Origin of the sequence: Paenibacillus sp. YIM B09110, from assembly GCF_037167145.1 — a bacterium.
In the GTDB taxonomy this organism is placed as follows: Bacteria; Bacillota; Bacilli; order Paenibacillales; family Paenibacillaceae; genus Pristimantibacillus.
This window is the reverse complement of record NZ_JBANSP010000016.1, coordinates 53463-75701: the sequence shown is the minus strand read 5'-3', so window position 1 is coordinate 75701 and position 22239 is coordinate 53463. Positions and strand designations below refer to the sequence as shown.

The window sequence follows — 22239 nt, the reverse complement described above, 5'->3', positions numbered from 1 at the left end:
GATGCGATTTTTTAATAATTTGAAGCTGAAATACCAATTGTCGCTTCTTATATTGATCGCGCTGATTATGATGATCATACTGCAGATCATTTATTATTTTGGCTTCTATTCGTTGACTCGCGAGCGCGCTTCGAAAGTGGCAGAAGATCTTATTACTCAGATTGCGCTAAATGTGGACAATACAGCGAGCAGTATAGAAAGGGATTCCATTACCATTAGCTACAGCAAGTATGTGCAGGAGCTGCTCATCTCGAATGATACCGTCAGGAATACGGAATTAAACGACTTTGTAGCTGAACTGTTTAGCCATACTAGACATTCCAATCGAAATATTTATAGCATTGTTCTGCTGAATAATAACGGAAGACAAATTACAGACGCGCTTCATTACAATAATGACATTATGAAGAAATTGGAGGAGATGTATAGCTTCCGAGACCCTGAATTTAAGAAAGCGGTTTTCTCTTCCATTGTGAGAGACAGCAGCGATGCCTTCTATTATTATTCTCATATTTCTCCAATCTTTTCTACCTATGATATGACGGAGAACTATTCGAAAATCGGCAACTGCATTTTTCTGCTGGATACGCGAGAATTAGACAAATTGGTGAATACGGCAGAGCTAACCAAAAACTCGCTGTTTTTAATACTCGATTCAGATAATCGGGTTATCGTTAGCAACAAAGGTCTAAAAGCAGGAGATAACTATGAAAACGTCTTTTGGCAAGAAGGGGAAAGCGGCGTTGTAAAGGATGAAATCGAGTACGAGGGTCATCAATCGATCGTTCAGTATCAAAAAATAAATAGCATGGGATGGAAAGTTATCAGCGTCATTCCTGTTAAAGAACTGACCAGCGACATGAAACAGATCGTTACCTATGGTATTTGGATCGGTCTGATTATGATTGCATTGCTTATTGGCGTAGGTATCGGGTTTATCTACAGCACTACTCGTCCGGTTATGTTAATCGTACGATTTTTATCCAAAATCGGCGAGCAGGATATTAAGCAAAGATTAAAAATCCACTCCAAAAACGAAGTCGGTATCATTGCGGACAATATTAATCTGATGCTGGATAAAGTCGATGTGATGACTAAGAACGTGGTCGACAATCAAACCCATCTCTATGAAGCCGAATTATCGAAAAACCGGGCCAAACTATCGGCTTTGCAAAGCCAAATTAATCCGCATTTTCTGTACAATACGTTGAACACTTTGAGCAATATCGGAATTGCTTATGATGTGACGGAGGTCGTCAATATTTCTTCCGCCATGTCCAGGATATTCAGATATAGCATCAAAGGGGACGATATCGTGAGCTTGCAAGACGAAATAAGCTGTATTACGGACTATTTGTTAATCATGGATATCCGCTACAAGGGCAAGTTTGAGTCCATAATCGAGATAGATCCGTCCTTGCTGGAGAGGAAAATGGCGAAGATGGTGCTTCAGCCTATTGTGGAAAATGCGATGTACCACGGCTTGGAGCGGAAAAGCGGGAAAGGGCGGCTATCGATTCGCGGTTTTATATACCAAGAAAGCTATTTGCAGTTTGATATTGAGGACAATGGAATCGGAATGAATGAGCAGCAGCTATCAAAGCTGCTTCAAGGGATTAGAGACGATGAGAATATTGAGCTGCTCGGCAACGACAAACAAGGGATCGGGCTTGGCAATATCAATAAGAGAATCAAGCTTCAGTTCGGTTCGCAATATGGATTGGATATTGTCAGCGAACAATACGTAGGCACGAAAGTTACTTTAAAGCTGCCTTTGCAGATGGAATAGACGGAAAGGAGAAACGAAATATGGATTTATACATTACGAAAAACGGCACACCTCACGTCAGTATTGAGATCGGCTACACCTGCGGTATCATTACGCAAAATGCCATCGATTTGTTGCTCGAGGAATGGAGGGATGTCCATCATGTCCGAAATCTCCCAATAAGTACGGAATCGTACGGAGGAAACCGAATTAGAATCAACAAGCCCGAGGCCGTAGAAGGTCAGAACGAGCAAACGTTTACGATTCATACCGTTGTTCAAGACGGACGTTATTGTGTCGATATTTCCGGGGCAAGCGAACAAGCTCTGTTATACGGCATTTGCGAAATTCTCGATCAGACGTATACACGTAATAATGAAGTAAGACTGCCCCAATTAAACTTGACAAGTACGCCGGACATCAAAAGAAGAGGCGTCGAGAGACATTGGGGGCCCTCGATGACGGCAACGGAGAGCTTGGACGAAAATATAAAGCTCATCAAGCTGCTGGCAAGGAAAAGAATCAATCATCTTATGTGGATTGATAATTGGATTCGCGAGAGCTGGTACCCGTTTCTCGATCTGAGGCATTTTCCTAGATTGGAACGGGAGGATGCAACCGGGCAGATCAAGCTTGCGAAGCAGTGTCTTCGAACCCTTATTAATGAAGCGAAAAATTGGGGGATGGACGTCTATCTATCATGCACCGAATTCAATATTCCCGAAGAGCTTCTTACGATCCACCCGGATATGTTCCATCGTAATCCTGATACGGGTCTATTCGTACTGCGCTTAGATCATGAAGATACCTGGAATTTCTACAAAGCTAAGATCAGAGAGGTGATGGAAGAATTCCCATCTCTCTCTGGAATTGAACTATGGACAGGAGAAGCCATGGAAATATGGCAATGCTATCGTCCTGACACGGACAAGCGGTCGATCGGAGAGCTGTTCCTTGAGATGTACGATAAAGCGCTTGAGGCGATGGATGAAGCGGGAAGAAGCGATGGACGGATCATTTGCTCGACTTTTACCCATCATCCGGATTGCGAAAAGATATATGAGGATATCGCGGGCAGATTGCCGGAGCGATGCGAAGCGCGCAGCAAGATGCAGGTTGAGGACTATTATCGGTTTCATTCTCCTGCGACGCTCCCAGGCAAGCTTACCCCGGGCAAGGAATGGGTTGAGTTTGATCTTGGAGGGGAATACAGAGGCGATTGGAGCGGTTGGATCACCTGTGCATTGCAGTTTATTCCGGATAGAATGAGGCACTACTATGACCGAGGAATAGATGGATTTATGTGCAGGATTCGCGGTTACTCCATGGCACCTAATTCGAAATTTATTGGTGATTATGCCGTTTTAAAGGGAATACAGGCGATTAAATACGATGTCTTCTTCAAATCCTGTTGGAATGTGAATATAAAGCTGGCGGATGTATGGCGGATGAGCAACAAAGGAAGATTCCCAGATCGTATGCTTGAGTTTTTCCAGCTGTCGGAGAAAGTAGCCGAGCAAGCCCAATACTCGAACGAATCGATTGTAAATAACTTTCACTCCTCCTTTATTGGCTCTATCGAAAGGTACGAGTGGCAGCTGGAATATTTCGACCATCCCTACAATACGGCTTGCATGGAAAGAAAATGGATTTTGGAACCTACGGAAGAGAACTTAAGCATCATCTTAAAGGAAAAAGAAAATGCCATTAATAACGTATTACGAATGAGCGCGATATTGGAGCAATGCAAGCCTGGACTTTGGGCAGAGGACTATATGGCTTTACGGAAGTGCATGGATTTTCAAATACAGGTTGTCAAAACGTTTAAAGTCCATACGGAGATGTTTTTCAGATACAGATTATTAATGTTGACGAAGATCGAAAACAGGCATGAGCTGCTGGTAGATTGCATGAGCAGATGCGAGAAGGAAGTTGCGCTGCTTCGTGAATACGACGAGGTGCAAGCAAAACATGCTAATGCGTTGATTAGCGACATCAGGTGGCGGCTGAATTGCGACATGAATAAATACTATCACGAGCTAGGCTACCATGGTATTTACAAGTCATCGAAGAAGTAAGAGCGATAATAGAAAGAATTGAATAATGGAGGTTATTATATGAGCTATTTACCCAATAACGAAAGATATGCCGGCATGAAGTACAACAGATGCGGAAACTCGGGTCTCAAGCTGCCTGCTATTTCCCTTGGTCTTTGGCACAATTATGGCGGAGTAGATGCAATCGAAAGTCAGCGTGCCATGCTGCATCGGGCATTCGACCTTGGCATCACCCACTTTGACCTAGCGAACAATTACGGTCCGCCTCCAGGCTCGGCGGAAGAAAATTTCGGCAGAATCCTGAAGACCGACTTTATGGCATATCGCGATGAACTGGTTCTATCAACCAAAGCCGGTTATACGATGTGGGATGGGCCCTACGGGGACTGGGGTTCAAAGAAATATATGATTGCGAGCCTAGATCAGAGCCTTAAGCGTATGGGGCTTGATTATGTGGATATTTACTATTCCCACAGGCCTGACCCCGAAACACCGATGGAAGAAACGATGGCCGCACTCGATTTGGCAGTTAGGCAGGGAAAAGCGTTGTATGTAGGCTTATCCAATTACAACGCTGAGCAGACCAAACAGGCCTCTGCGATTTTGAAGTCGCTTGGTACTCCGTGTTTGATTCATCAGCCCAAGTATTCGATGTTTGAAAGAAAGCTGGAGCATGGACTGCAGGATGTGCTGGAGCAGGATGGAATAGGTTCCATCGCCTTTTCATCGTTAGCAAAGGGGTTGTTGACCAACCGCTACCTTAACGGAATTCCTTCCGATTCAAGGGCTGCAGGCGGAAGTCCGTTCTTGAACGCGGGGGCTATCACAGATGAAGTCATATCCAAGATAAGACGCTTGAATAGCATGGCGGAGGAGCGCGGTCAAAGCTTGGCCCAGATGGCCATTGCCTGGGTGCTTAGAGAAGGTCGCGTAACCTCGGCTCTCATAGGAGCAAGCAAAGTAAGCCAGCTTGAGGACAACGTTGCTGCCTTGAACAACCTGGATTTCAGCCAGGAAGAGCTGGCGGGCATAGAAGAAATATTGAAATGAGGGGAATAGCTATATGCTTTTCCCCTCTTTCCATCCTACCGGTCTGCTTACAAAAACATATATCCAATATGACAAGGAGGTGTCCCTGTTGAAACGGAATCCAGTCTACCAAAATTTCGAATTGAATCAAACACCTTTCAAATTGCACTCTCGTGACGTAACTAGCGGCGAGGGGGCTATTTGGGATAAGCACCATGCCCATCAAGGCATGGAATTCGTTTATGTTCAGCATGGCGAAGGCATAGTAATAATCGAACAGAAAATCATTCCGATCAAGCCGGGCACCGTATTTTATTTTCAACCTTATCAAATGCACCGCATGAAGGTTTACGCGTCAGAAGCCTGCACGTATACCCGTTCGAAAATTCTTTTCGAGCCCGAAATATTTTATCCGCTTTTCGAACATTTACCTGTTATGAAGAAGTTTTTCATGATGCTGTGGAAGGAACGGCTTCCGACCCAAGTCATTGATCTGTCAGATCGGCGCGAGGAGCTTGAGCATCTATTCGAGCTGTACAAACCAAATAAGAGCTTATCGGCAGAGGAGCAGCAGGAAAGGTTCTCCATCCTGCTGTTATGCTTCCTGCAATTGCTGCAACATTCATGGAGGCTTTCGAAGAAAACCTCATTAGAAGCGCCGCGTACCTTGAACCATTCAGAGAAAGCGCTCGAGTGGATCGAAACCCATTTCCGCGAGTCCTTTGATCTTCGCAAGATGGCGGATGAGCTTTTCTTAAACCCGCAATATTTATCTCGGCTGTTTCGCAACGCTACAGGGAGTACGATCTCTGAATACGTACTGACCCGCAGATTAAGAGAAGCATGTTTGTTTATTTGCACGACAGAGCTTTCCATTCAAGAAATCGCGATGCATATCGGGATACCCAATGTGTCCCGTTTTTGTCAAGTATTCAAACATAGAATCGGGCTGACTCCTTTGCAGTATCGGGTATCTAACAACAAAAGCAAATATTCTTTTGTATAAAGTCTCCTTAGCAACATTTCTGGTTAATCAGCGGATATTTTTAATAAACCACTCGTATTAAAATAAAATGCATGTTTCTAATAGCATCTGCAAAGGGTGAGTCATGTTGGAGTTACAGGCTAATGATACAGTGGAAATCCGAATAGACGCTCGGGAGCATACGGGAGTCGGGTTAGCTTTGCAAGATTTAATTCATGATTTGGGCAAAGTGATGGGTATTCAGGGAGTGCGTCGGAAATACCTTTCAGATACGGATGGTTTCTCCATTACTGTGGGGACATTAAGCAACATTGCTTTTGGGCATTATTTGAAAAAGATAAGGTTCGATTTTAGCAGCATCGATGGTAAGAAGGAGCACTACTTCATTAAGAGCGTTGGGGAAGAAGGCCGCCATCTGGTCATTGCCGGCAGCGATACCCTGGCAGCGATCTATGGCATCTATGAATTTAGCCGCGTCGTGCTTGGCGTCAATCCATTGCATCTATGGACAGGGCATGAAGCTGCTACTAAGGAAAATCTCGATTTCGGCAGCATTTCGTTGAGCGACGGGCCCAACACTTTCGATTACCGAGGCTGGTTTATCAATGATGAGGATCTGCTGCTGGGGTGGACCGGGAAATTCGATAATGACTTCCAGAACAATGCATTTACGAAGCATGCGGGTTATGCGGATGCGCTGGAGCCAATTATGGAGACCGCGCTTCGGCTCAAACAGAATCTGCTTATCCCATGTTCTTTGCTCGATATACTCGATCCATCGGATGAAGACTTGGTTCGGCGGGTGACGGAGCGGGGCCTTTTCATTTCCCAGCATCATATCGAGCCGCTCGGGGTATTCCCCAAACGGGTGTTGCGCTACTGGCAGGAACGGGGGGACGATAGTCCGCTGTCTTATACGAAAAACCCAGAGAAGTATGAAGAGGTTTGGAAGCTCTATGCTAGTCGATGGGCAAGGTATGACAATGTCGTTTGGCAGCTCGGTCTTCGCGGCATGGGCGACAAGCCCGTATGGGAGGATGATCCATATGCGCCTGACACGGAATGTGGCAGAGGGCAGTTGATCACGGATGCTATTGCGAAGCAACGCGAGATTATAGCCGAAGCGCTCGGTCACGACAACTTTGCTTCTACAGCCACTTTGTGGATGGAAGGAATGGAGCTGCTGAAGGGAGGACATTTGTCGTTTCCGACGGAAACGATCATTATCCATGCGGATTTTGGTCCGACCCAGATGTTGGGCGACAGCTTCTATGAGGTGCAACGGGAACCGGACAGGCAGTATGGCATTTATTATCACGTCGCTTTCTGGAGCTGCGGGCCCCATCTGGTCCAAGGGACATTACCTGACAAAATTTATTACAATCTGCACGCAGCCGTTCAGAAAGGGAATACCGATTACTTGGTCGTCAACGTTACGAATCTCAGAGAGATGCTGCTCGGTACTCAATGTACGGCAGCCATGGGGTGGAACTTTGAAGCATACCAGCCAGAATCGTTCATTCAAGATTGGACAATTGAACATTATGGACAGCAAGGCGGGCTAGCCGCCGCTCAGGCTTATCAAGCTTACTTCGCAGCATTCCACTCATTAGATGATAGCGGATTCGACGGCCGTATGCTCCTAATGGATGGAATGTGCCGCAGATTGACGATCAAGCTTGTGGCCCTGCTTAACGGTCAACCGTTCACTAAAGACAAAGTCCAGAACAAAACTTTGATGGATTTTAGCCAGGCAGCAGACTTCGTGGACTATTACAAAAGGGCCACAGCAGTTGCTCTTCCGAAGTGGGATTTTGCTTTGAATGAAGCTTATAACGCATTGCAAGTAATAGACGAGAGTCGCAGAGATTTCTTCACTTCCAACCTTTTGGTCCAGCTGTCCATTATTCGAGCCCTTTACCGCGCTGTTCATCATTTGTCCGTTGCGACCGAAGCCATGCTCTCGGGCTCTACCAAGGATGCAAGCTTGGTACGCGGCCGAATTATAGAGGCTGTGGCGGAACTGCAGCAAGCTTCCATTATCCGGCTGCACGCTGAGCGGGACCAGTGGAAGGGATGGTACGACGGAGATGTACTGTTGAACCTTCCTGACCTGATTCGCCAAGTAATGGAATGTGCGGGTTCGTTTCAACAAATGAGCGGCAGTCGGGGACTTTAATTTCAAACAAGATTAAGGATGGGTGAGATTAATTGGATAAATGGGATACGATGAACGATTGGGAAAATCATAGACTACTGCACCGGAACCGTTTGCCGGCAAGAGCCGCATTCATCCCCTTTAACAATGACGAAGGCGCATTATATTGCGAACGGGAGTTATCTCCTTATTATGTACCATTGAATGGAACCTGGAAATTTGACTATGCGCCGACTCCAGCTCACGCGCCGGCGGGCTTCCACCTAGAATCTTTTGACACAAGCGGCTGGGACGAGCTCGCTGTGCCTTCCTGCTGGCAGATGCACGGCTACGGACGGCCGCATTACTCGAACGTCGTCTACCCGTTTCCGGTTGTACCGCCGCTTGTGCCGACCGAAAATCCGACCGGGTCTTACCGTCGTGAATTTACGGTTCCGGCCGGCTGGGACGGACAACGCATTACGCTTCATTTTGAAGGGGTGGACAGCGCATTTTTCGTATGGGTGAACGGACGTGAAGCGGGCTTCAGTAAGGGCAGCCGCATGCCTTCGCAGTTTGATATCACTGATCTTGTCCGCGAGGGGACCAATGTCCTTGCCGTTCGCGTCATGCAGTGGTCGGACGGTTCTTATATCGAGGATCAGGACATGTGGTGGCTAAGCGGTATTTTCCGCGACGTGTATTTGACAGCCGCGCCGCAAACGCATGTATACGATTATTCGGTTCGCACGCTGCTCGATGCGAACTACCGTGATGCGACGCTCGAGGTCAGATTGAACTTGCGTAGCATGAATACAACTGCCCAAAGCGTGCGGGTCGAGCTGCAACTGCTTGATGCGAACGGGGGAGAGGTAGATGGGGGCTATGCGAAGGAAACGATAGCCTGCGATGAACAGACGCAGGATCAGGAAGCGATGTTTGCGCTCCCTCTTAGAGCCCCAAGGAAATGGTCTGCTGAAGATCCATACTTATACAAGCTGTTGATTCGGGTAATTAGTGACACCGCTCAGAAGCAAGTCATCGCAACGCGCGTTGGCTTCCGCTGCATCGAGCTGAAGGACGGCTTGCTGTTTGTAAACGGGGTCCCGATTAAGTTCAAGGGAGTCAACCGGCATGATCATCACCCCGATTTAGGTCGAACCGTGCCGCTTGAGTGGATGCGCAAGGACCTTCTGATGATGAAGCAGCACAATATTAACGCGGTTCGCACCTCTCATTATCCGAACGATCCGCGATTTTATGACTTGTGTGACGAATACGGGCTTTACGTCATCGATGAGGCCGATCTGGAGTGCCACGGCTTCCATCGGACTGACAATTCCAATCAGTTAAGCGATGACCCGGATTGGGAGATTGCCTATATAGACCGGCTAGAGAGAATGATCGAGCGCGACAAAAATCATCCCTCCATTATCCTTTGGTCGCTTGGCAATGAATCGTACTATGGCTGTAATCACGCGGCGATGTACCGCTGGGCCAAGGAGCACGACCCCACTCGTCTGGTGCACTACGCGGAAGATAGGGAAGCCGAAACCGCCGACGTGTTCAGCACGATGTATAACAGGATTTGGCAGTTGCACGGGCTTGGCCAGCGTGTGGATCTCGACAAGCCGCATATCGTCTGCGAATATGCGCATGCAATGGGCAACGGTCCTGGCGGCTTGAAGGAGTACTGGGACGTCTTCTATACCTATAAGCGCCTGCAAGGCGGGTTCGTGTGGGAATGGGTCGATCAGGGCATCCGGCAGCGGACGGTTGATGGCCGGGAATACTTCGCCTACGGCGGCGATTTCGGCGACCACCCGAACGATTCGAACTTTGTCATCGACGGACTCGTTAACCCGGACCGAGTGCCATCGGCGGGGCTGCTGGAGCTAAAGAAGGTGATCGAGCCGGTTGTGATCGAAGCGTTGGATTTGCAAGCTGGCCTGATCAAGCTTACGAATCGATATGATTTCTTGTCTTTGGATCATTTGCAGCTCGTATGGAACGTAATGGCAGACGGCAAAGTGCTAAGCTCGGGTACAAGCAAGCTGCCCGATGTCGCGCCAGGCTGCACGGGTTCCGTGGACGTCAGTTATACGTTACCGGACCGATTGCAGCCAGCAACCGACTACTGGTTGAACGTCAGCCTTGTAAATACAGCCGATACAGCGTGGTCCGAAGCAGGCTTCGAGGTTGCATGGGCTCAGTTCGAGCTGCCGAATAAATCGGAGTACAAATCCGACATTGAGCATTTCGGCTTCGTACCATTGTCCGTGACGGAGAACGGGGTAATGCTCGAGGTGCGGGGCGGTGATTTCGTGCTTCAATTCGACACCGTTTACGGTACCATCTCGGACTGGAGACATGCCGGCGTCCGTCTGCTCGAGGAAGGACCGAGGCTCGATCTGTGGCGCGCTCCGACGGACAACGATATGCGGCCGATCGGCGACTGGCGAACATCCCTTGATGATGATAAGCGAGCGACTGTCCTATGGAAGAAGTCTGGCCTGCATTGGCTTCAGCACCGTGTCATGAGTGTGGACTGGAGCAGTAACGTCAGCGGAACGATCGTGACAGTCACCTGTAGAGTACGCGTTGCGCCGCCGATTCTGAAGTGGTCGGTCGACACGTTGTATACCTACACGATATATGCAAAAGGCGACGTGACGATCGAAGTGAACGGGTCGATCGAAGGCAGCGGAGCTCCGGAGACGCTCCCGCGCATCGGTCTGCGAATGGCGCTGCCGAACGATTATGATCGTGCGGAATGGTATGGCCGCGGCCCTGGCGAATCGTATGCTGACTTGAAGCAAGCCGCAAGGTTCGGCGTTTACCGGAGAACCGTAAGCGAGCTGTTCACCGAATACATCGTACCGCAGGAGAACGGCAACCGCGCCGATACGCGCTGGCTCGCGTTGACGAATGAGCAGGGAGCGGGTCTACTTGCTACAGGATCACCGCAGTTCGATTTCACTGCTAGACGCTACACGAGCGAGGATTTGGAGAAGGCGAAGCATACGTATGAGCTGAAGGAGCATGACCGCGTCTTCCTGCATCTCGATCTTGCGCAGAACGGCATCGGAAGCGCCAGCTGCGGTCCCGGCGTGCTCCCGCAGTATGTGCTGAATGCGGAGGGCTTCCGCTTCCAAGTCCGCCTCACGCCGTTGACCTCCGGGTCGGGTTCGCCCGCGCAGCTTGCCAAACGCGAGGTGAAGTTAAGCTAATGTGCAAAACGACGATTGCTTACCCTAAACCCGCTTATACGACAACGAGCTCTGAGTTTTGTTTAAATGTAGACGATGCATTGATTCCTGTTGAGAAATTTTTGGACTATCATTATGCGCATTTTTCTTACTCGGGCACATCGCTGCTAACTGTCAGGGCAAGCGAGCCTATCACAAGCTATGATATAAGCCCGCACAGCTTAGGGATTTCAGGGAAAGCGGCAGGGAATCAATTGACTTTCTCGATTGACAGCAACGCGGAAATGCCAAACTATCTGGTTATACAGATTAATAGTCTGGAGAAGCTGGTTGTTCTCGCCGATCCTTTCGAAATCGATGCTCCATCATCCACTGGGACCGATATTTATAATATAACCGACTCTCCTTACCTAGCCGACAACACTTGGACGAACGATGTTACCGGCATCATACAGCAGGCCATCGATGATGCGTCTTCAACTGGCGGAGGCGTCGTTTATGTACCTGCAGGTGTATATAAAGTGAAGGATATTGTTTATATGAGGAGCAATGTCAATCTTTACTTGCAAGGGGGGGCGGTCATCAAGTCCAATCCGGACCGAACCTTGTATGATTATACGACCAGCAGTGAAGGTAAAGTATTTATCGATCCCATGATCAGGATAGACCATGCACCTAATGCCAGTATCACGGGGCGGGGCACGCTGGACGCCAGCGGCATAGCGATTATGGATAAGGACCGCGAATCGTCAACGTATCTCGGATTCAGACGAAACGTTATTGTAGGCAACTTTTCCAACGATGTAACGATAGAAGGCATCATTATAAAAGACTCAACAACGTGGACGATTAACGGTATTCAAGGCGGCGATGGATTTACGGTAAGAAACGTCAAAATTATGAATCACAAAAATGCAGACCAATATAAAATCATGAATGACGGTATAGACATTTGCGGGACAAGGAATGCCTTAGCGGAAAAAAACTTTGTCATGACGGTAGATGATGCCTTGTGCGCTAAATCGACTATCGTGGACTTCGCCATGTATAACATCCGTTTCAATAACAACATCGTATTCTCGTCCTGCGCTGGACTGAAAGCAGGCCTGCAGTCACTGAGCCCTATGTATGATGTCTGGTTTGAAAATAACGACGTCGTGCAGGCACGTCGCGGAATCGTGGCAGAAGCAAGCTCGGGCGATCAACTCATGAATAACATCCATTTTGTAAATACAAGAGTGGAAAGCTATGTTTTTACCTCCATGGGAAAAAGCATTCCCGTCGAAATCGATGCGAGATCAGCACCGATTACCCATGTCTATATCGACAACGCTCTATTCGAAAATCCGGCGTATAATCAGATTCATATTTATGGTTCAAGCGATTCCAATGCGGTATCGAATGTTGTATTTGCCGAAGTGGACTTGTGCGGAGATATGCTGACGAATGACTGGGATGGGAAAATCATTGAAGGCAGCTATGTGTCCGGTATTACGGTGAAAGCTGATCAATCAGAATAAGCGAGGTTTTAAATATGAGCTATATGCCCCAACAAAACAGATACTCGAACATGAAGTATGAAAGATGCGGTAACTCAGGTCTCAAATTGCCGGTCATTTCTCTTGGGCTTTGGCAAAATTATGGAGGCGTCAATGCGATTGAAAACCAGCGCGACATGCTGCGCCGAGCATTCGATCTAGGCATTACCCACTTCGACCTAGCCAACAATTACGGTCCGCCCGCAGGAACGACCGAAGAAAATTTTGGCCAATTATTCAAAGCGGACTTCGCCTCGTATCGCGACGAATTAATTATTTCAACCAAGGCAGGCAATCAAATGTGGGAAGGCCCTTACGGCGACGGGGGCTCAAAGAAGCATATGATTGCGAGCCTTGATCAGAGCCTTAAGCGTTTGGGGCTTGATTATGTCGACATTTTTTATTCGCATAGGCCAGACCCGGAGACGTCAATGGAAGAAACGATGAATGCGCTTGATTCGGCAGTAAGACAAGGAAAAGCTTTGTATGTGGGACTCTCCAATTACAGCGCCGAGCAGACAAGAGAAGCTTCAGCCATACTGAAAAGGTTGGGTACCCCCTGTCTTATCCATCAACCGAAGTACTCTATGTTTGAAAGATGGATAGAAGGGGGGCTGCAGGATGTACTGAAAGAGGAGGGGATGGGTTCTATCGCTTTTTCCCCACTAGCCAAGGGACTGCTGACCAGCCGCTACCTTGGCGGCATTCCTTCCGATTCAAGGGCCGGGGGACCAAGTCGAGCATTGTCTGTCAATGCAATCACGGCAGAGGTTATGACCAAAATTCAACGCTTGAACGCGATTGCACAGGAGCGCGGCCAAAGCCTCGCCCAAATGGCCATAGCCTGGGTGCTTAGAGAAGGACGAGTAACTTCGGCTCTAATAGGGGCAAGTAAAGTAAGCCAGATTGAGGATAACGCTGCAGCCGTGAACAACCTGGATTTCAGCGAGGAAGAGCTGTCGAGCATTGAGGAAATATTGAAAATATAGCTCCAAAAATGAAGCAGGCTGCCGAGTAATAACTCGGCGGCCTCAGAACATCCTCCTTCTCCAAAGCGCAAGTCCGATCAATATTACAAATATGAATGCTATTATCATTGTAATCATCCAAGAGAAGGGGTTTTGGACGGAGATTGGTAAGGTAACATTCATGCCAAAGAAACTAAATACGAGCGTAGGCAGCGTTAAAAACACGGTCATTAACGTAAGAGTTTTCATTGTTTTATTCAATTCATTCGATATCAACGAAGAATAGGAGCCCGTTATACTGTCCAAAATTCTTGTATATAATTCTGTGGTCTCGATTCCTTGGTTATTTTCAATTCTAAGATCTTCTAGAAGATCTTTCTCATCTTCATTTAACTTTACGAAATGGGTACGTGATAGTTTGGTTATTACATCCGCATTTGCCTTTAACGACGTGAGAAAATAAACTAAACTTTTTTCAATCTCCATTAGGTCATAGAGTTGTTTGTTCGTTAATGAGTCGCGCAAATGGCTCTCAATTTTAAGACGTTGTTTGTTGATCTGTTTTAATTTTTCTATATACTGAGTTGAAAATGACAACAAAATCTCTAATGCAAAACGATTCCTCATTGAGGTGTTTGCATTTTTCTTGATAATACTTTCTAAAGAGTTAGTCGATTGGTTGCAAACGGTAACAATGTAATCCTTACCTAAGATGATTCCAAGAGGAATGGTTATATAAGAATCAAATTGATGATTATTAACATCAATCGTTGGAAAATCATTAATAATTAATGTACAATTCGATTCTTCATCATATTGAATCCGAGCGCTTTCCTCCAAATCTAACGGATCTTCTAAAAATTCAATTGGGATATTATAAAGTTGAGATACCTCTTTAAGTTCTTCCTTTGATGGTGCAGTAATATTTATCCAGCCATCTTTTTCGAAGTTTTGTATTATTTCTAGAATACCATCATGTGAAGATTTATAAGTAATCAACATCATATATCACTCCTTTCTAATTCAAGTTAACCCAATGCCACATCGAGAATCATCATCAAAACAAATCCAACCATTAAACTCATTGAAGCCAGATCTTTATTTCCTTTTTCTTGCGAGCTTGGAATCACTTCTTCAGCTACAACAAATATCATTGCCCCAGCTGCAAAGCTCAATGCATGAGGTAACAAGGGTTCAATGAACGCGACGGCAAATGCACCAATGACTGCGGCTATAGGTTCGACCATACCTGAAAATTGACCGTAGAAAAAGCTTTTTCTGCGTGACATTCCTTCTCCTCTTAAAGGCATGGAAACCGCCAGGCCTTCAGGGAAATTTTGAATGCCGATTCCGAGGGCAAGGGTCAAGGCGCCTGCTAATGAAGCTTCCGTTCCCCCATTTGCAAGGGCACCGAAAGCAATCCCGACAGCTAACCCTTCTGGGATATTATGAAGGGTGATGGCAAGGACCAACAGCGTGCTTCTTTTTCTTTCTTTAGGATTTAACCCTTCCGCTTCTCTAAGAGGGGTATTGGGATGAAGATGAGGTATAATTTTGTCAATTCCCCATAAGAATATCCCGCCTAATAGAAATCCGGACGCTGCCGGAAACCAAGCTCCTATTGCATGATGCTCTGACATTTCGATTGCCGGCCCCAGTAAAGACCAATAACTGGCTGCAATCATTACGCCTCCCGCAAACCCTAACATACTGTCTAATAATCGCTGGTTTACTGTTTTTGTTGCAAAAACGAGCGTAGCCCCTAACGCTGTCATTCCCCACGTAAATAAGGTGGCTATAAATGCTTGCATTATAGGATTGAAATTTTGAAAAAAATGAACCATAGCAAGGACTCCTTTCAGATATTTTTGGGGCTAGCCAACATTTTAATTAAATAAACGCTAACCCTTCGGACATGACAGGCTTAGCGTTTATTCTTACCCTAAACTGGATTTCCACTAATCTTTTGTGGGAACTACCGGTACCAAAAGGAAAGAATCATACTTTCCGCCGGCATAAACCGAATGCGTTCCTTTGTTCACGGTTTGCGTGTGCCCATAACCCCTTGAACCGCCTGTGCCTGGTGCGAGTTCCTCGATTACGATCTCGCTGCCTTTTATGACCAACACCAGGCTTTCTCCGCTTGATAGGAAAATACTTGCAGGTAATATCTCGATTTCTACAGGCACGATCTCGCCTTTAGTAAGCTTCAATAATCTCTTGTGCTTCAGTACCGGTTGATAAGGTGTAGATTTCTCCGTATCCAGCTCTCTATGGGAAACCCTCAACCATCCATTGGACACCTGACCTTCTTCAATATGGTTGAAATCAGGCAGGTACACTTCATTGCCGCGCTTGTCGTACTTCTTAATGCCGACAAAAATATCCATATCATCCGTGTCGTCGGTGGAGACCCAGAGTTTGAGCTTCATATTGCCGGTGAGCTCTATGTCCTCGTCAGCGGTGAATTTAAACTTCAAATCACTGTTTTCGGTCTGACCAGGCTGGGAATTATAGGTAAGTTTGGTTTCGTTCTGAACAGGGATTTGCTGCAGGGACGAATCTTCGCCATTCAGATGAAGTTCGGTATATTGGGTATTGGCTATCGGCCATTCATTCGCGCTGCGAATATGTCCTTTGTAGAATTTCTCTCTGACCTCATAACGTACCCTAGGCGTATCCATCCAATCATTCTCAATGCCTTTCAGGAAATAATCGAAGAACTCCCTTTGCTGTTCCAGCGATTCACGCAAATAGTAGGTTTCCCACTCTTTGCGGCCGTGGACCAACAGCCACTTGTCTTTGGATGAAGCCTGTTTAAAACCTTCAAAGGTGCCGCGGGAATGCAAGCCATGGGTCGACCAGCTGGCGCAAACGAACATAGGTACCTGTATATCGGACAATTTGACCTGTCTTTCTTCCCAGTGTTCATCGAGTAAAGGATGCTCTTCTTGCGCCGCAATCATATCTTCAACTTTATTATTCGGCCATCGGGTTTTATTTAACTGCTCGAAAGATGTTGTGAAAACCGTTTCCGGTATTCCGCCGTGAAAGTACCATTCCCGGTACAAATCAGATGTACCTTCCCATGGGATGATCGCCTTCAGATGAGGAGGATTCGTAGCGGCAACCCGCCATTGGGTCATGGCCAGATAAGATACGCCGTTTAATCCTACATTGCCGTCGCACCACTCCTGGACGCCGGCCCATTCGATGACTTCATGATAATCTTGCGTTTCCTGTTCCGTCCAGGGATATAGCTCACCCTCCGAATTTGAACTTCCCCGCGTTGCGATTTTTACGAGAACATAATCGTTTGGCACCCAGAAACCGGGATCAGGTGACTCAAATGGCGTAAAAAGAGAGGTGACGATACTGCCTAATGTCGGCCAGACTTGACGAAAAACATCATAGGGCGGTAGGCCGTCTTTATTATATGGATCCAGGCTCATTACGGCCGGGAACTTCCCTGGTTTATCAGGACGGAATACATTGACGTAGATTGTGATCCCATCCCGCATTTTGATGGGAACATCTTTTTCCATGATCATCTCTTGATTTCCATAATGCGCAGTCGTCATCACTATATTGTTCAAGCCTGGTTTTGTGTCATTGGGATGTGTCGGTTTCAGATCAGGGCGACCTAAGAATTTGTTCATATAAAATTACTTCCTCTCAATTTAGAAATGGAATGGATTGATGAAACCATAACGTATACCTTCATTTGAAATGTTGGCTGTACTCCCTCCTTGATGTTAAGTTATAATAACCAACAACCTGTTGTTTATTACACTTCGAATTATAAAATCGGATTAGATTCTCTACAATAATTAAATATCGCAAATGTGTTGGTTACGGAACACCTTTAAGGATTGTGTTGGGTAAAATGAAGGAGGAACTTGCTTGCGTAATAATAACCCAGATCTGCGTGTCGTTCGGACGAAAGAATCCATTCGACACGCACTAGTAGAATTAATAAATGAAAAAGGTTTTGAAGCCATTACAGTTAAAGACATAACAACGAAGGCGAGAATTAATAGAGGGACATTTTATGCCCACTATCAAGACAAATTTGATTTAATGACTAAATGTGAAGAGGATATTATCCTCGATATGTCCAAAATTACAAAACAAAACTATCCAAGCGTTATTGCCGCGCTCGAAAATGACGCTCATACTTTGACACCGTTTTCCTTTACCATTTCATTGTTTGAATATCTAAATATAAATAGTGAGTTTATGAAAGCTGTGTTAGGTCCAAAAGGGGATTTATCATTTCAAACCAGACTGAAAAAATTTATGTGGGAAACACTTTATGGAAATAATCCAAACGCATTTTTAAAGGAAGAAAATCTTCTTGTTCCAGATCAATATTTAGCTTCTTATTTGGGCAGCGCGATAATAGGCGTCATTCAACAATGGTTGGAAAGCGGTGGGAAAGAATCTCCTCAAGAAATGGCTCGTATCCTAACGACCATTTCGGTTAACGGTCCTTTCTTTGCAGCTGGACTAAAAAAAAAATCCTCAACGAATAGGAAAAGGGAATGATTCCGGCAGAATACCGAATTCATTCCCTCAAAGCTGTTTAAATAAGGTCTAACTTATTTTGGTCACTTCGATACAAGAACTGGTTTATTGTTCGATTGTTGTTTCTTTTTGACAGACGTAGCGGCAATTTGTACAACGATCATTGCTAAGTTGATCACAATTAGCCCAGCTATGGCTGAAGAGAAACTATTGGTCACATCATGAATCCAGCCTAAAATAATCGGGCCTAGCGCTCCGATAACGTAGCCGACGGATTGTGTCATGGCTGACCAGCCAGCTGCTTCCTGCGGATTGTCGGTAGCGTCCAATGGCAGGAGCAGATTAAGCGAGAACAATCCCCCAGCTCCCAATCCAATAAAGACAGCAGCCATCATCGGTTCAAACGAAAGAGCAAGCATAATTAGTCCGATAAGTTCTAACGACGCTTCAATTGTTAGCCATAGGCGTCGGGAAGGGAATTTGCGAAGTAGAAACGGCAGAATGAGACTTACCGGTATTTGAACAACGACGAATATCGTAAGGGCATTAGCTGCGTAAGACTTGCTGTAGCCCATCCCTTGAATGATTTGTGGCAGCCAGGCAGTAAACGAATAGAAGAGCATGGCCATCAAGCCAAATGTCAGAGTAAGCATCCACGCTTTTTTATTCGTCCACGGCAAACTTGATTTCGTTCCTGCCGATGGTTGTTGTACTGCTGGTGCATGATGCCGCATGACGATCAACCACCATAAAAGTACGGCAACGAAAGCGATTAGCGCCCAAATCCCTAATGCGCCTTGCCAAGAGTTCAACCCTTTTTGCAGACCCCCGGCAAATCCAGAGCTAAGCGCAGCTCCTAGTGTGAGCGCAACCGTGTACACAGCGATCATAGACGGAACATGCTTGGAATAATGACGCTTAATAAAACCGGGTAGAAGCGGTCCTGCAGTTGCAATGCCAACGCCTGCTATGAAGGCGGTAAGAAGCAGGAAAGATACCGATTGGGTGAAGAAACGAAGAACGGTACCGATCCCAATCACCAACAAAGACCAGCCAAGCACCCGTTCTATGCCCCACTTTCCGCTCATTTTAGCGGCTATTGGCGAGAAGAGTCCCATGCAAAGGACAGGAATTGAAGTAAGCAAACTTGCAACGGAGGCATTCATTCCCAAGCTGTCTCTCATATTATCAAGCAAGGGAGCGATTGAATTGATCGCTGGCCGCAAGTTCAATGAAGCGATAAATAAAGCGAAGCCAAGCAGTAAATACTTTTTCATTTGTGTTATCTCTCCAAGTCTATTTTCATAAGTGATTTAAAATCTACCGTTTCTATAATCGTTATAGGCTTGTACAATTTCTTCTTCCGTGTTCATGACGAACGGGCCTCTTGCCACAACGGGCTCGCCAATTGGTTCGCCAGCGTACAGCATAACGCGCATTTTACTTCTCGCTTCCATTGTTATTTCGCTTCGCTCAGCTTCTCCCGCAGATCCCATCCATAAAACCTGTCCTTGTTTACCTGCAACAGTATTGGCTCCGAATCGGCCTTCTCCTTCCAAAACATACAGAAATCCATTATAGTTGCTTGGCAATTGCTGCGTAAATGTTGCTCCTGGTTCCATATTGATCTCCAGCATTGTGACTGGAGCTATATTGAGAGTAGCGGCGCTCTTGTTTCCGGATGATCCGGAAAATATGCGGACTTGAACACCTGCTTCATGTAGAACGGGCATTTCATCTTTACGTAAGTCTTGATATCTAGAGGGAGACATCTTCGATTCAGCAGGGATGTTAACCCATAATTGAAGAAGGTTAACCAGTTCTCCTTTCGCTGCATCCTCAACGTGTTCAACCCCTCTACCGGCAGTCATCCATTGCGCGTCGCCTGCATGAAGAACGCCTTTGCCATGCTTGCTGTCGTAATGATTAAGGTTGCCATCTATTAAGAAGGTAACGGTCTCCATTCCGCGATGGGGATGGACGCCGAATACTCCGCTGCGCATATGGTCATGCGCCATGAGCAGAAACGGATCATGCTCTTTCCAATTTCCAGGTTCCACAATCCATGCCATCGTATGAATATCACTATTACGTTGGAATTCGGGTGTACGGACATTTTTAATACTCCGACTGAAAACAACTTGATTGGTCATTTCAATTCCTCCTCTGTAATGTGTATTAACTATATAAAATAAAGTTACATTAAGTCTTGTTCTCATTATGCTGCTTTTCAATCGATTTATGAAGTAGGCACTATAATGTGACAAAGTATCATTTATGTAACCAAGCGGATTGTTTCCTAAAGAAGACCTGCAAGACCTGCAAGACCTGTATTAAAGGCGCATATTAACATAAGAGGCAGTTATACTAGGGTAAAGTGAGTAAGTTGGAGGTTCGACATATGGACGAAAGACCGGACAATTGTAAAGTTGCGACGACATTAGACACGATAGTGGGGAAGTGGAAAATTGCAATTATGCTTAACTTGCTTCATAAAGGGACTATGCGATTTAGCGAATTACGACAGGTCATGCCCGGCGTAACTCAAAAAATGCTTACTTCCCATTTGCGTGAATTGGAAGGGGAGGGGGTTATCAAGCGAGTTACTTTTCCGCAGGTTCCTCCAAAGGTTGAATATTCCATGACCGAGTATGGTCAAACTCTTCAAAGCATACTTCATTTAATGCATGATTGGGGTGTGCAGCATTTGGAAAGAAAACAAGAAAACATTAGTAACATTCAGACTAAATCCTAACAAGATCTTGAATCCAGCGCTGTTTTTTAACAGATAGCAGAGGGAATGTAGTTATGAATCGATTCTTTTGTCCGAATGACATGTAAATCGGGGGAGGGTTAATATTACGCAAGCAATATCCTCGTTAATTTTACCCAACACAATTATTAAATATGTTCCATAACCAACACAATTGCCTTTATTAATTATTGAATGGAGCCTACTCCAATTTTATAATTCGAAGAAAGGTCAAGTGTCAAATGCATGGCTGAGGCTTCAAGCATTCTCATAAGTGGTGGAGAAAGTCTGGTGCTGGTCATAAAAGGAAGCGAGATCAATATCGAAGAAAACCCAGCTGATGCAGGTGCTTCAAGATGAGGTGAGTATAATTTCATTCAGAGATTTTATAACCAATAAGAAAAAATATGCTGTTGTATCACAACGTCAAGAGATAAATGTTAAAAGAGAAACAGAGAATGTTATTCCTAACGGTTTAATGAAAAAGTGCCCGAAATGTAATGCTATCCTTTATTCTAAGGAATTGGAGAAGAACCTAAATGTGTGTAGCTCTTGCAACTATCATTTTCGTTTAACCGCCAGAGAAAGGATATCATTTTTTTTGGATGACGGTATATTGTGTGAATTTAGTGGTGGTTTGACTTCAGATGATCCGCTTCATTTTGTAGGATATAAGGAAAAACTTAATAAAGCTAAACAATCTTCTGGGTTAAATGACGCAATCATAACTGGCGAGGGGAAACTTGGGGATTTCCCTGTGATTGTCGCTTTGCTAAGTTATGACTTTTTTACAGGCACTATGGGAGCAGTAGTAGGAGAAAAAATTGTTAGAGCTGTGAATAGAGCAATGATATTAAAGCTGCCATTAATTATTTTTTCAACCTCTGGTGGAGCTCGCATGCAGGAAAGCATTTTTAGTTTAATGCAAATGGCAAAAACAAGCGCAGCAATTGGACGATTTAGCGATTCAGGTGGGTTATACATTTCAATTATTACTGATCAAACATTTGGTGGTGTTTCTGCTAGTTTTGGGATGTTGGGTGATTATATCTTTGCTGAAGCAGGAGCTACTTTTGGATTTGCTGGGCGGATAGTAATTGAACAAGTAATCCGACAAAAACTTCCACCGGATTTCCAATCAGCTGAATTTTATCTGGATCATGGTCAAATAGATGGTGTTATTAATAGAAAAAACCTAAGAAAGACAATAATAGATATCATAGATTTGCATACAAATTCGAACGACACAACAAATTTATGAGGTGCTTT

16 protein-coding genes are annotated in these 22239 nt (G+C 45.6%); 11 read left to right on the top strand and 5 right to left on the bottom strand.

Going from position 1 to position 22239, the window contains the following annotated elements; genetic code table 11:
• The first annotated feature begins 1 nt into the window (after nucleotide 1).
• The 8 genes from V8F51_RS21425 to mgrA (V8F51_RS21390) all read left to right on the top strand — a co-directional run bounded on the left by V8F51_RS21425 (nucleotide 2) and on the right by mgrA (V8F51_RS21390) (nucleotide 13712).
• Nucleotides 2-1789: a sensor histidine kinase gene (locus V8F51_RS21425; RefSeq protein ID WP_337102532.1), complete on the top strand. Its 1788-nt coding sequence runs from the start codon at nucleotides 2-4 to the stop codon at nucleotides 1787-1789.
• A 20-nt stretch (nucleotides 1790-1809) separates the two neighbouring features.
• Nucleotides 1810-3846: a hypothetical protein gene (locus V8F51_RS21420; protein ID WP_337102531.1), complete on the top strand. Its 2037-nt coding sequence runs from the start codon at nucleotides 1810-1812 to the stop codon at nucleotides 3844-3846.
• A gap of 39 nt (nucleotides 3847-3885) precedes the next feature.
• On the top strand, nucleotides 3886-4875 hold the full coding sequence (gene mgrA, locus V8F51_RS21415; protein ID WP_337102529.1) for an L-glyceraldehyde 3-phosphate reductase: 990 nt from the start codon (nucleotides 3886-3888) through the stop codon (nucleotides 4873-4875).
• Between the two features lie 88 nt (nucleotides 4876-4963).
• A complete protein-coding gene (locus V8F51_RS21410; protein WP_337102528.1) occupies nucleotides 4964-5860 on the top strand; it encodes an AraC family transcriptional regulator in 897 nt (298 codons plus the stop codon).
• Nucleotides 5861-5963: 103 nt separating this feature from the next.
• Nucleotides 5964-8018: a glycosyl hydrolase 115 family protein gene (locus tag V8F51_RS21405; protein WP_337102526.1), complete on the top strand. Its 2055-nt coding sequence runs from the start codon at nucleotides 5964-5966 to the stop codon at nucleotides 8016-8018.
• A gap of 32 nt (nucleotides 8019-8050) precedes the next feature.
• Nucleotides 8051-11206, top strand: coding sequence for a glycoside hydrolase family 2 TIM barrel-domain containing protein (locus V8F51_RS21400; RefSeq protein WP_337102524.1), 3156 nt, complete (start codon nucleotides 8051-8053; stop codon nucleotides 11204-11206).
• A complete protein-coding gene (locus V8F51_RS21395) occupies nucleotides 11206-12705 on the top strand; it encodes a glycosyl hydrolase family 28 protein (protein WP_337102522.1) in 1500 nt (499 codons plus the stop codon). Before V8F51_RS21400 ends, V8F51_RS21395 begins: the two co-directional genes overlap by 1 nt.
• Nucleotides 12706-12719: 14 nt before the next feature.
• The gene (gene mgrA / locus V8F51_RS21390) at nucleotides 12720-13712 is read left to right on the top strand and encodes an L-glyceraldehyde 3-phosphate reductase (protein WP_337102520.1); all 993 of its coding nucleotides are present in this window, start codon (nucleotides 12720-12722) and stop codon (nucleotides 13710-13712) included.
• Nucleotides 13713-13754: 42 nt separating this feature from the next.
• On the opposite strand, the gene V8F51_RS21385 is transcribed toward mgrA (V8F51_RS21390), so the two are convergent.
• The 3 genes from V8F51_RS21385 to V8F51_RS21375 all read right to left on the bottom strand — a co-directional run bounded on the left by V8F51_RS21385 (nucleotide 13755) and on the right by V8F51_RS21375 (nucleotide 17350).
• Nucleotides 13755-14693, bottom strand: a complete 939-nt coding sequence (locus V8F51_RS21385) for a magnesium transporter CorA family protein (protein WP_337102518.1) — start codon at nucleotides 14691-14693, stop codon at nucleotides 13755-13757.
• 26 nt (nucleotides 14694-14719) lie between these two features.
• The gene (locus tag V8F51_RS21380) at nucleotides 14720-15535 is read right to left on the bottom strand and encodes a ZIP family metal transporter (RefSeq protein WP_337102517.1); all 816 of its coding nucleotides are present in this window, start codon (nucleotides 15533-15535) and stop codon (nucleotides 14720-14722) included.
• Nucleotides 15536-15649: 114 nt separating this feature from the next.
• Entirely contained in the window at nucleotides 15650-17350 is a 1701-nt protein-coding gene (locus tag V8F51_RS21375) for a CocE/NonD family hydrolase (protein WP_337102515.1), read from the bottom strand.
• Nucleotides 17351-17594: 244 nt separating this feature from the next.
• On the opposite strand from V8F51_RS21375, the gene V8F51_RS21370 reads away from it, so the two are divergent.
• The gene (locus V8F51_RS21370) at nucleotides 17595-18239 is read left to right on the top strand and encodes a TetR/AcrR family transcriptional regulator (protein WP_337102513.1); all 645 of its coding nucleotides are present in this window, start codon (nucleotides 17595-17597) and stop codon (nucleotides 18237-18239) included.
• Between the two features lie 62 nt (nucleotides 18240-18301).
• On the opposite strand, the gene V8F51_RS21365 is transcribed toward V8F51_RS21370, so the two are convergent.
• Both V8F51_RS21365 and V8F51_RS21360 read right to left on the bottom strand, forming a co-directional pair.
• A complete protein-coding gene (locus V8F51_RS21365; RefSeq protein WP_337102512.1) occupies nucleotides 18302-19495 on the bottom strand; it encodes an MFS transporter in 1194 nt (397 codons plus the stop codon).
• Nucleotides 19496-19531: 36 nt separating this feature from the next.
• The gene (locus tag V8F51_RS21360; protein WP_337102511.1) at nucleotides 19532-20371 is read right to left on the bottom strand and encodes a pirin family protein; all 840 of its coding nucleotides are present in this window, start codon (nucleotides 20369-20371) and stop codon (nucleotides 19532-19534) included.
• Nucleotides 20372-20619: 248 nt separating this feature from the next.
• Between V8F51_RS21360 and V8F51_RS21355 the strand changes: the two genes are divergently transcribed.
• Both V8F51_RS21355 and accD read left to right on the top strand, forming a co-directional pair.
• Entirely contained in the window at nucleotides 20620-20973 is a 354-nt protein-coding gene (locus tag V8F51_RS21355) for a winged helix-turn-helix transcriptional regulator (RefSeq protein ID WP_337102510.1), read from the top strand.
• A gap of 337 nt (nucleotides 20974-21310) precedes the next feature.
• A complete protein-coding gene (accD, locus tag V8F51_RS21350) occupies nucleotides 21311-22231 on the top strand; it encodes an acetyl-CoA carboxylase, carboxyltransferase subunit beta (RefSeq protein WP_337102509.1) in 921 nt (306 codons plus the stop codon).
• Nucleotides 22232-22239 lie beyond the last annotated feature (8 nt).

Bases quoted from the DNA above. Each gene is read 5' to 3' on its own strand.
- V8F51_RS21360 (WP_337102511.1), bottom strand. From the start codon at position 20,371: ATGACCAATCAAGTTGTTTTCAGTCGGAGTATTAAAAATGTCCGTACA.
- V8F51_RS21380 (WP_337102517.1), bottom strand. From the start codon at position 15,535: ATGGTTCATTTTTTTCAAAATTTCAATCCTATAATGCAAGCATTTATA.
- accD (WP_337102509.1), top strand. From the start codon at position 21,311: ATGCAGGTGCTTCAAGATGAGGTGAGTATAATTTCATTCAGAGATTTT.
- V8F51_RS21405 (WP_337102526.1), top strand. From the start codon at position 5,964: ATGTTGGAGTTACAGGCTAATGATACAGTGGAAATCCGAATAGACGCT.
- V8F51_RS21365 (WP_337102512.1), bottom strand. From the start codon at position 19,495: ATGAAAAAGTATTTACTGCTTGGCTTCGCTTTATTTATCGCTTCATTG.
- V8F51_RS21395 (WP_337102522.1), top strand. From the start codon at position 11,206: ATGTGCAAAACGACGATTGCTTACCCTAAACCCGCTTATACGACAACG.
- V8F51_RS21420 (WP_337102531.1), top strand. From the start codon at position 1,810: ATGGATTTATACATTACGAAAAACGGCACACCTCACGTCAGTATTGAG.
- V8F51_RS21425 (WP_337102532.1), top strand. From the start codon at position 2: ATGCGATTTTTTAATAATTTGAAGCTGAAATACCAATTGTCGCTTCTT.
- V8F51_RS21375 (WP_337102515.1), bottom strand. From the start codon at position 17,350: ATGAACAAATTCTTAGGTCGCCCTGATCTGAAACCGACACATCCCAAT.
- V8F51_RS21385 (WP_337102518.1), bottom strand. From the start codon at position 14,693: ATGTTGATTACTTATAAATCTTCACATGATGGTATTCTAGAAATAATA.
- V8F51_RS21355 (WP_337102510.1), top strand. From the start codon at position 20,620: ATGGACGAAAGACCGGACAATTGTAAAGTTGCGACGACATTAGACACG.
- mgrA (WP_337102529.1), top strand. From the start codon at position 3,886: ATGAGCTATTTACCCAATAACGAAAGATATGCCGGCATGAAGTACAAC.
- mgrA (WP_337102520.1), top strand. From the start codon at position 12,720: ATGAGCTATATGCCCCAACAAAACAGATACTCGAACATGAAGTATGAA.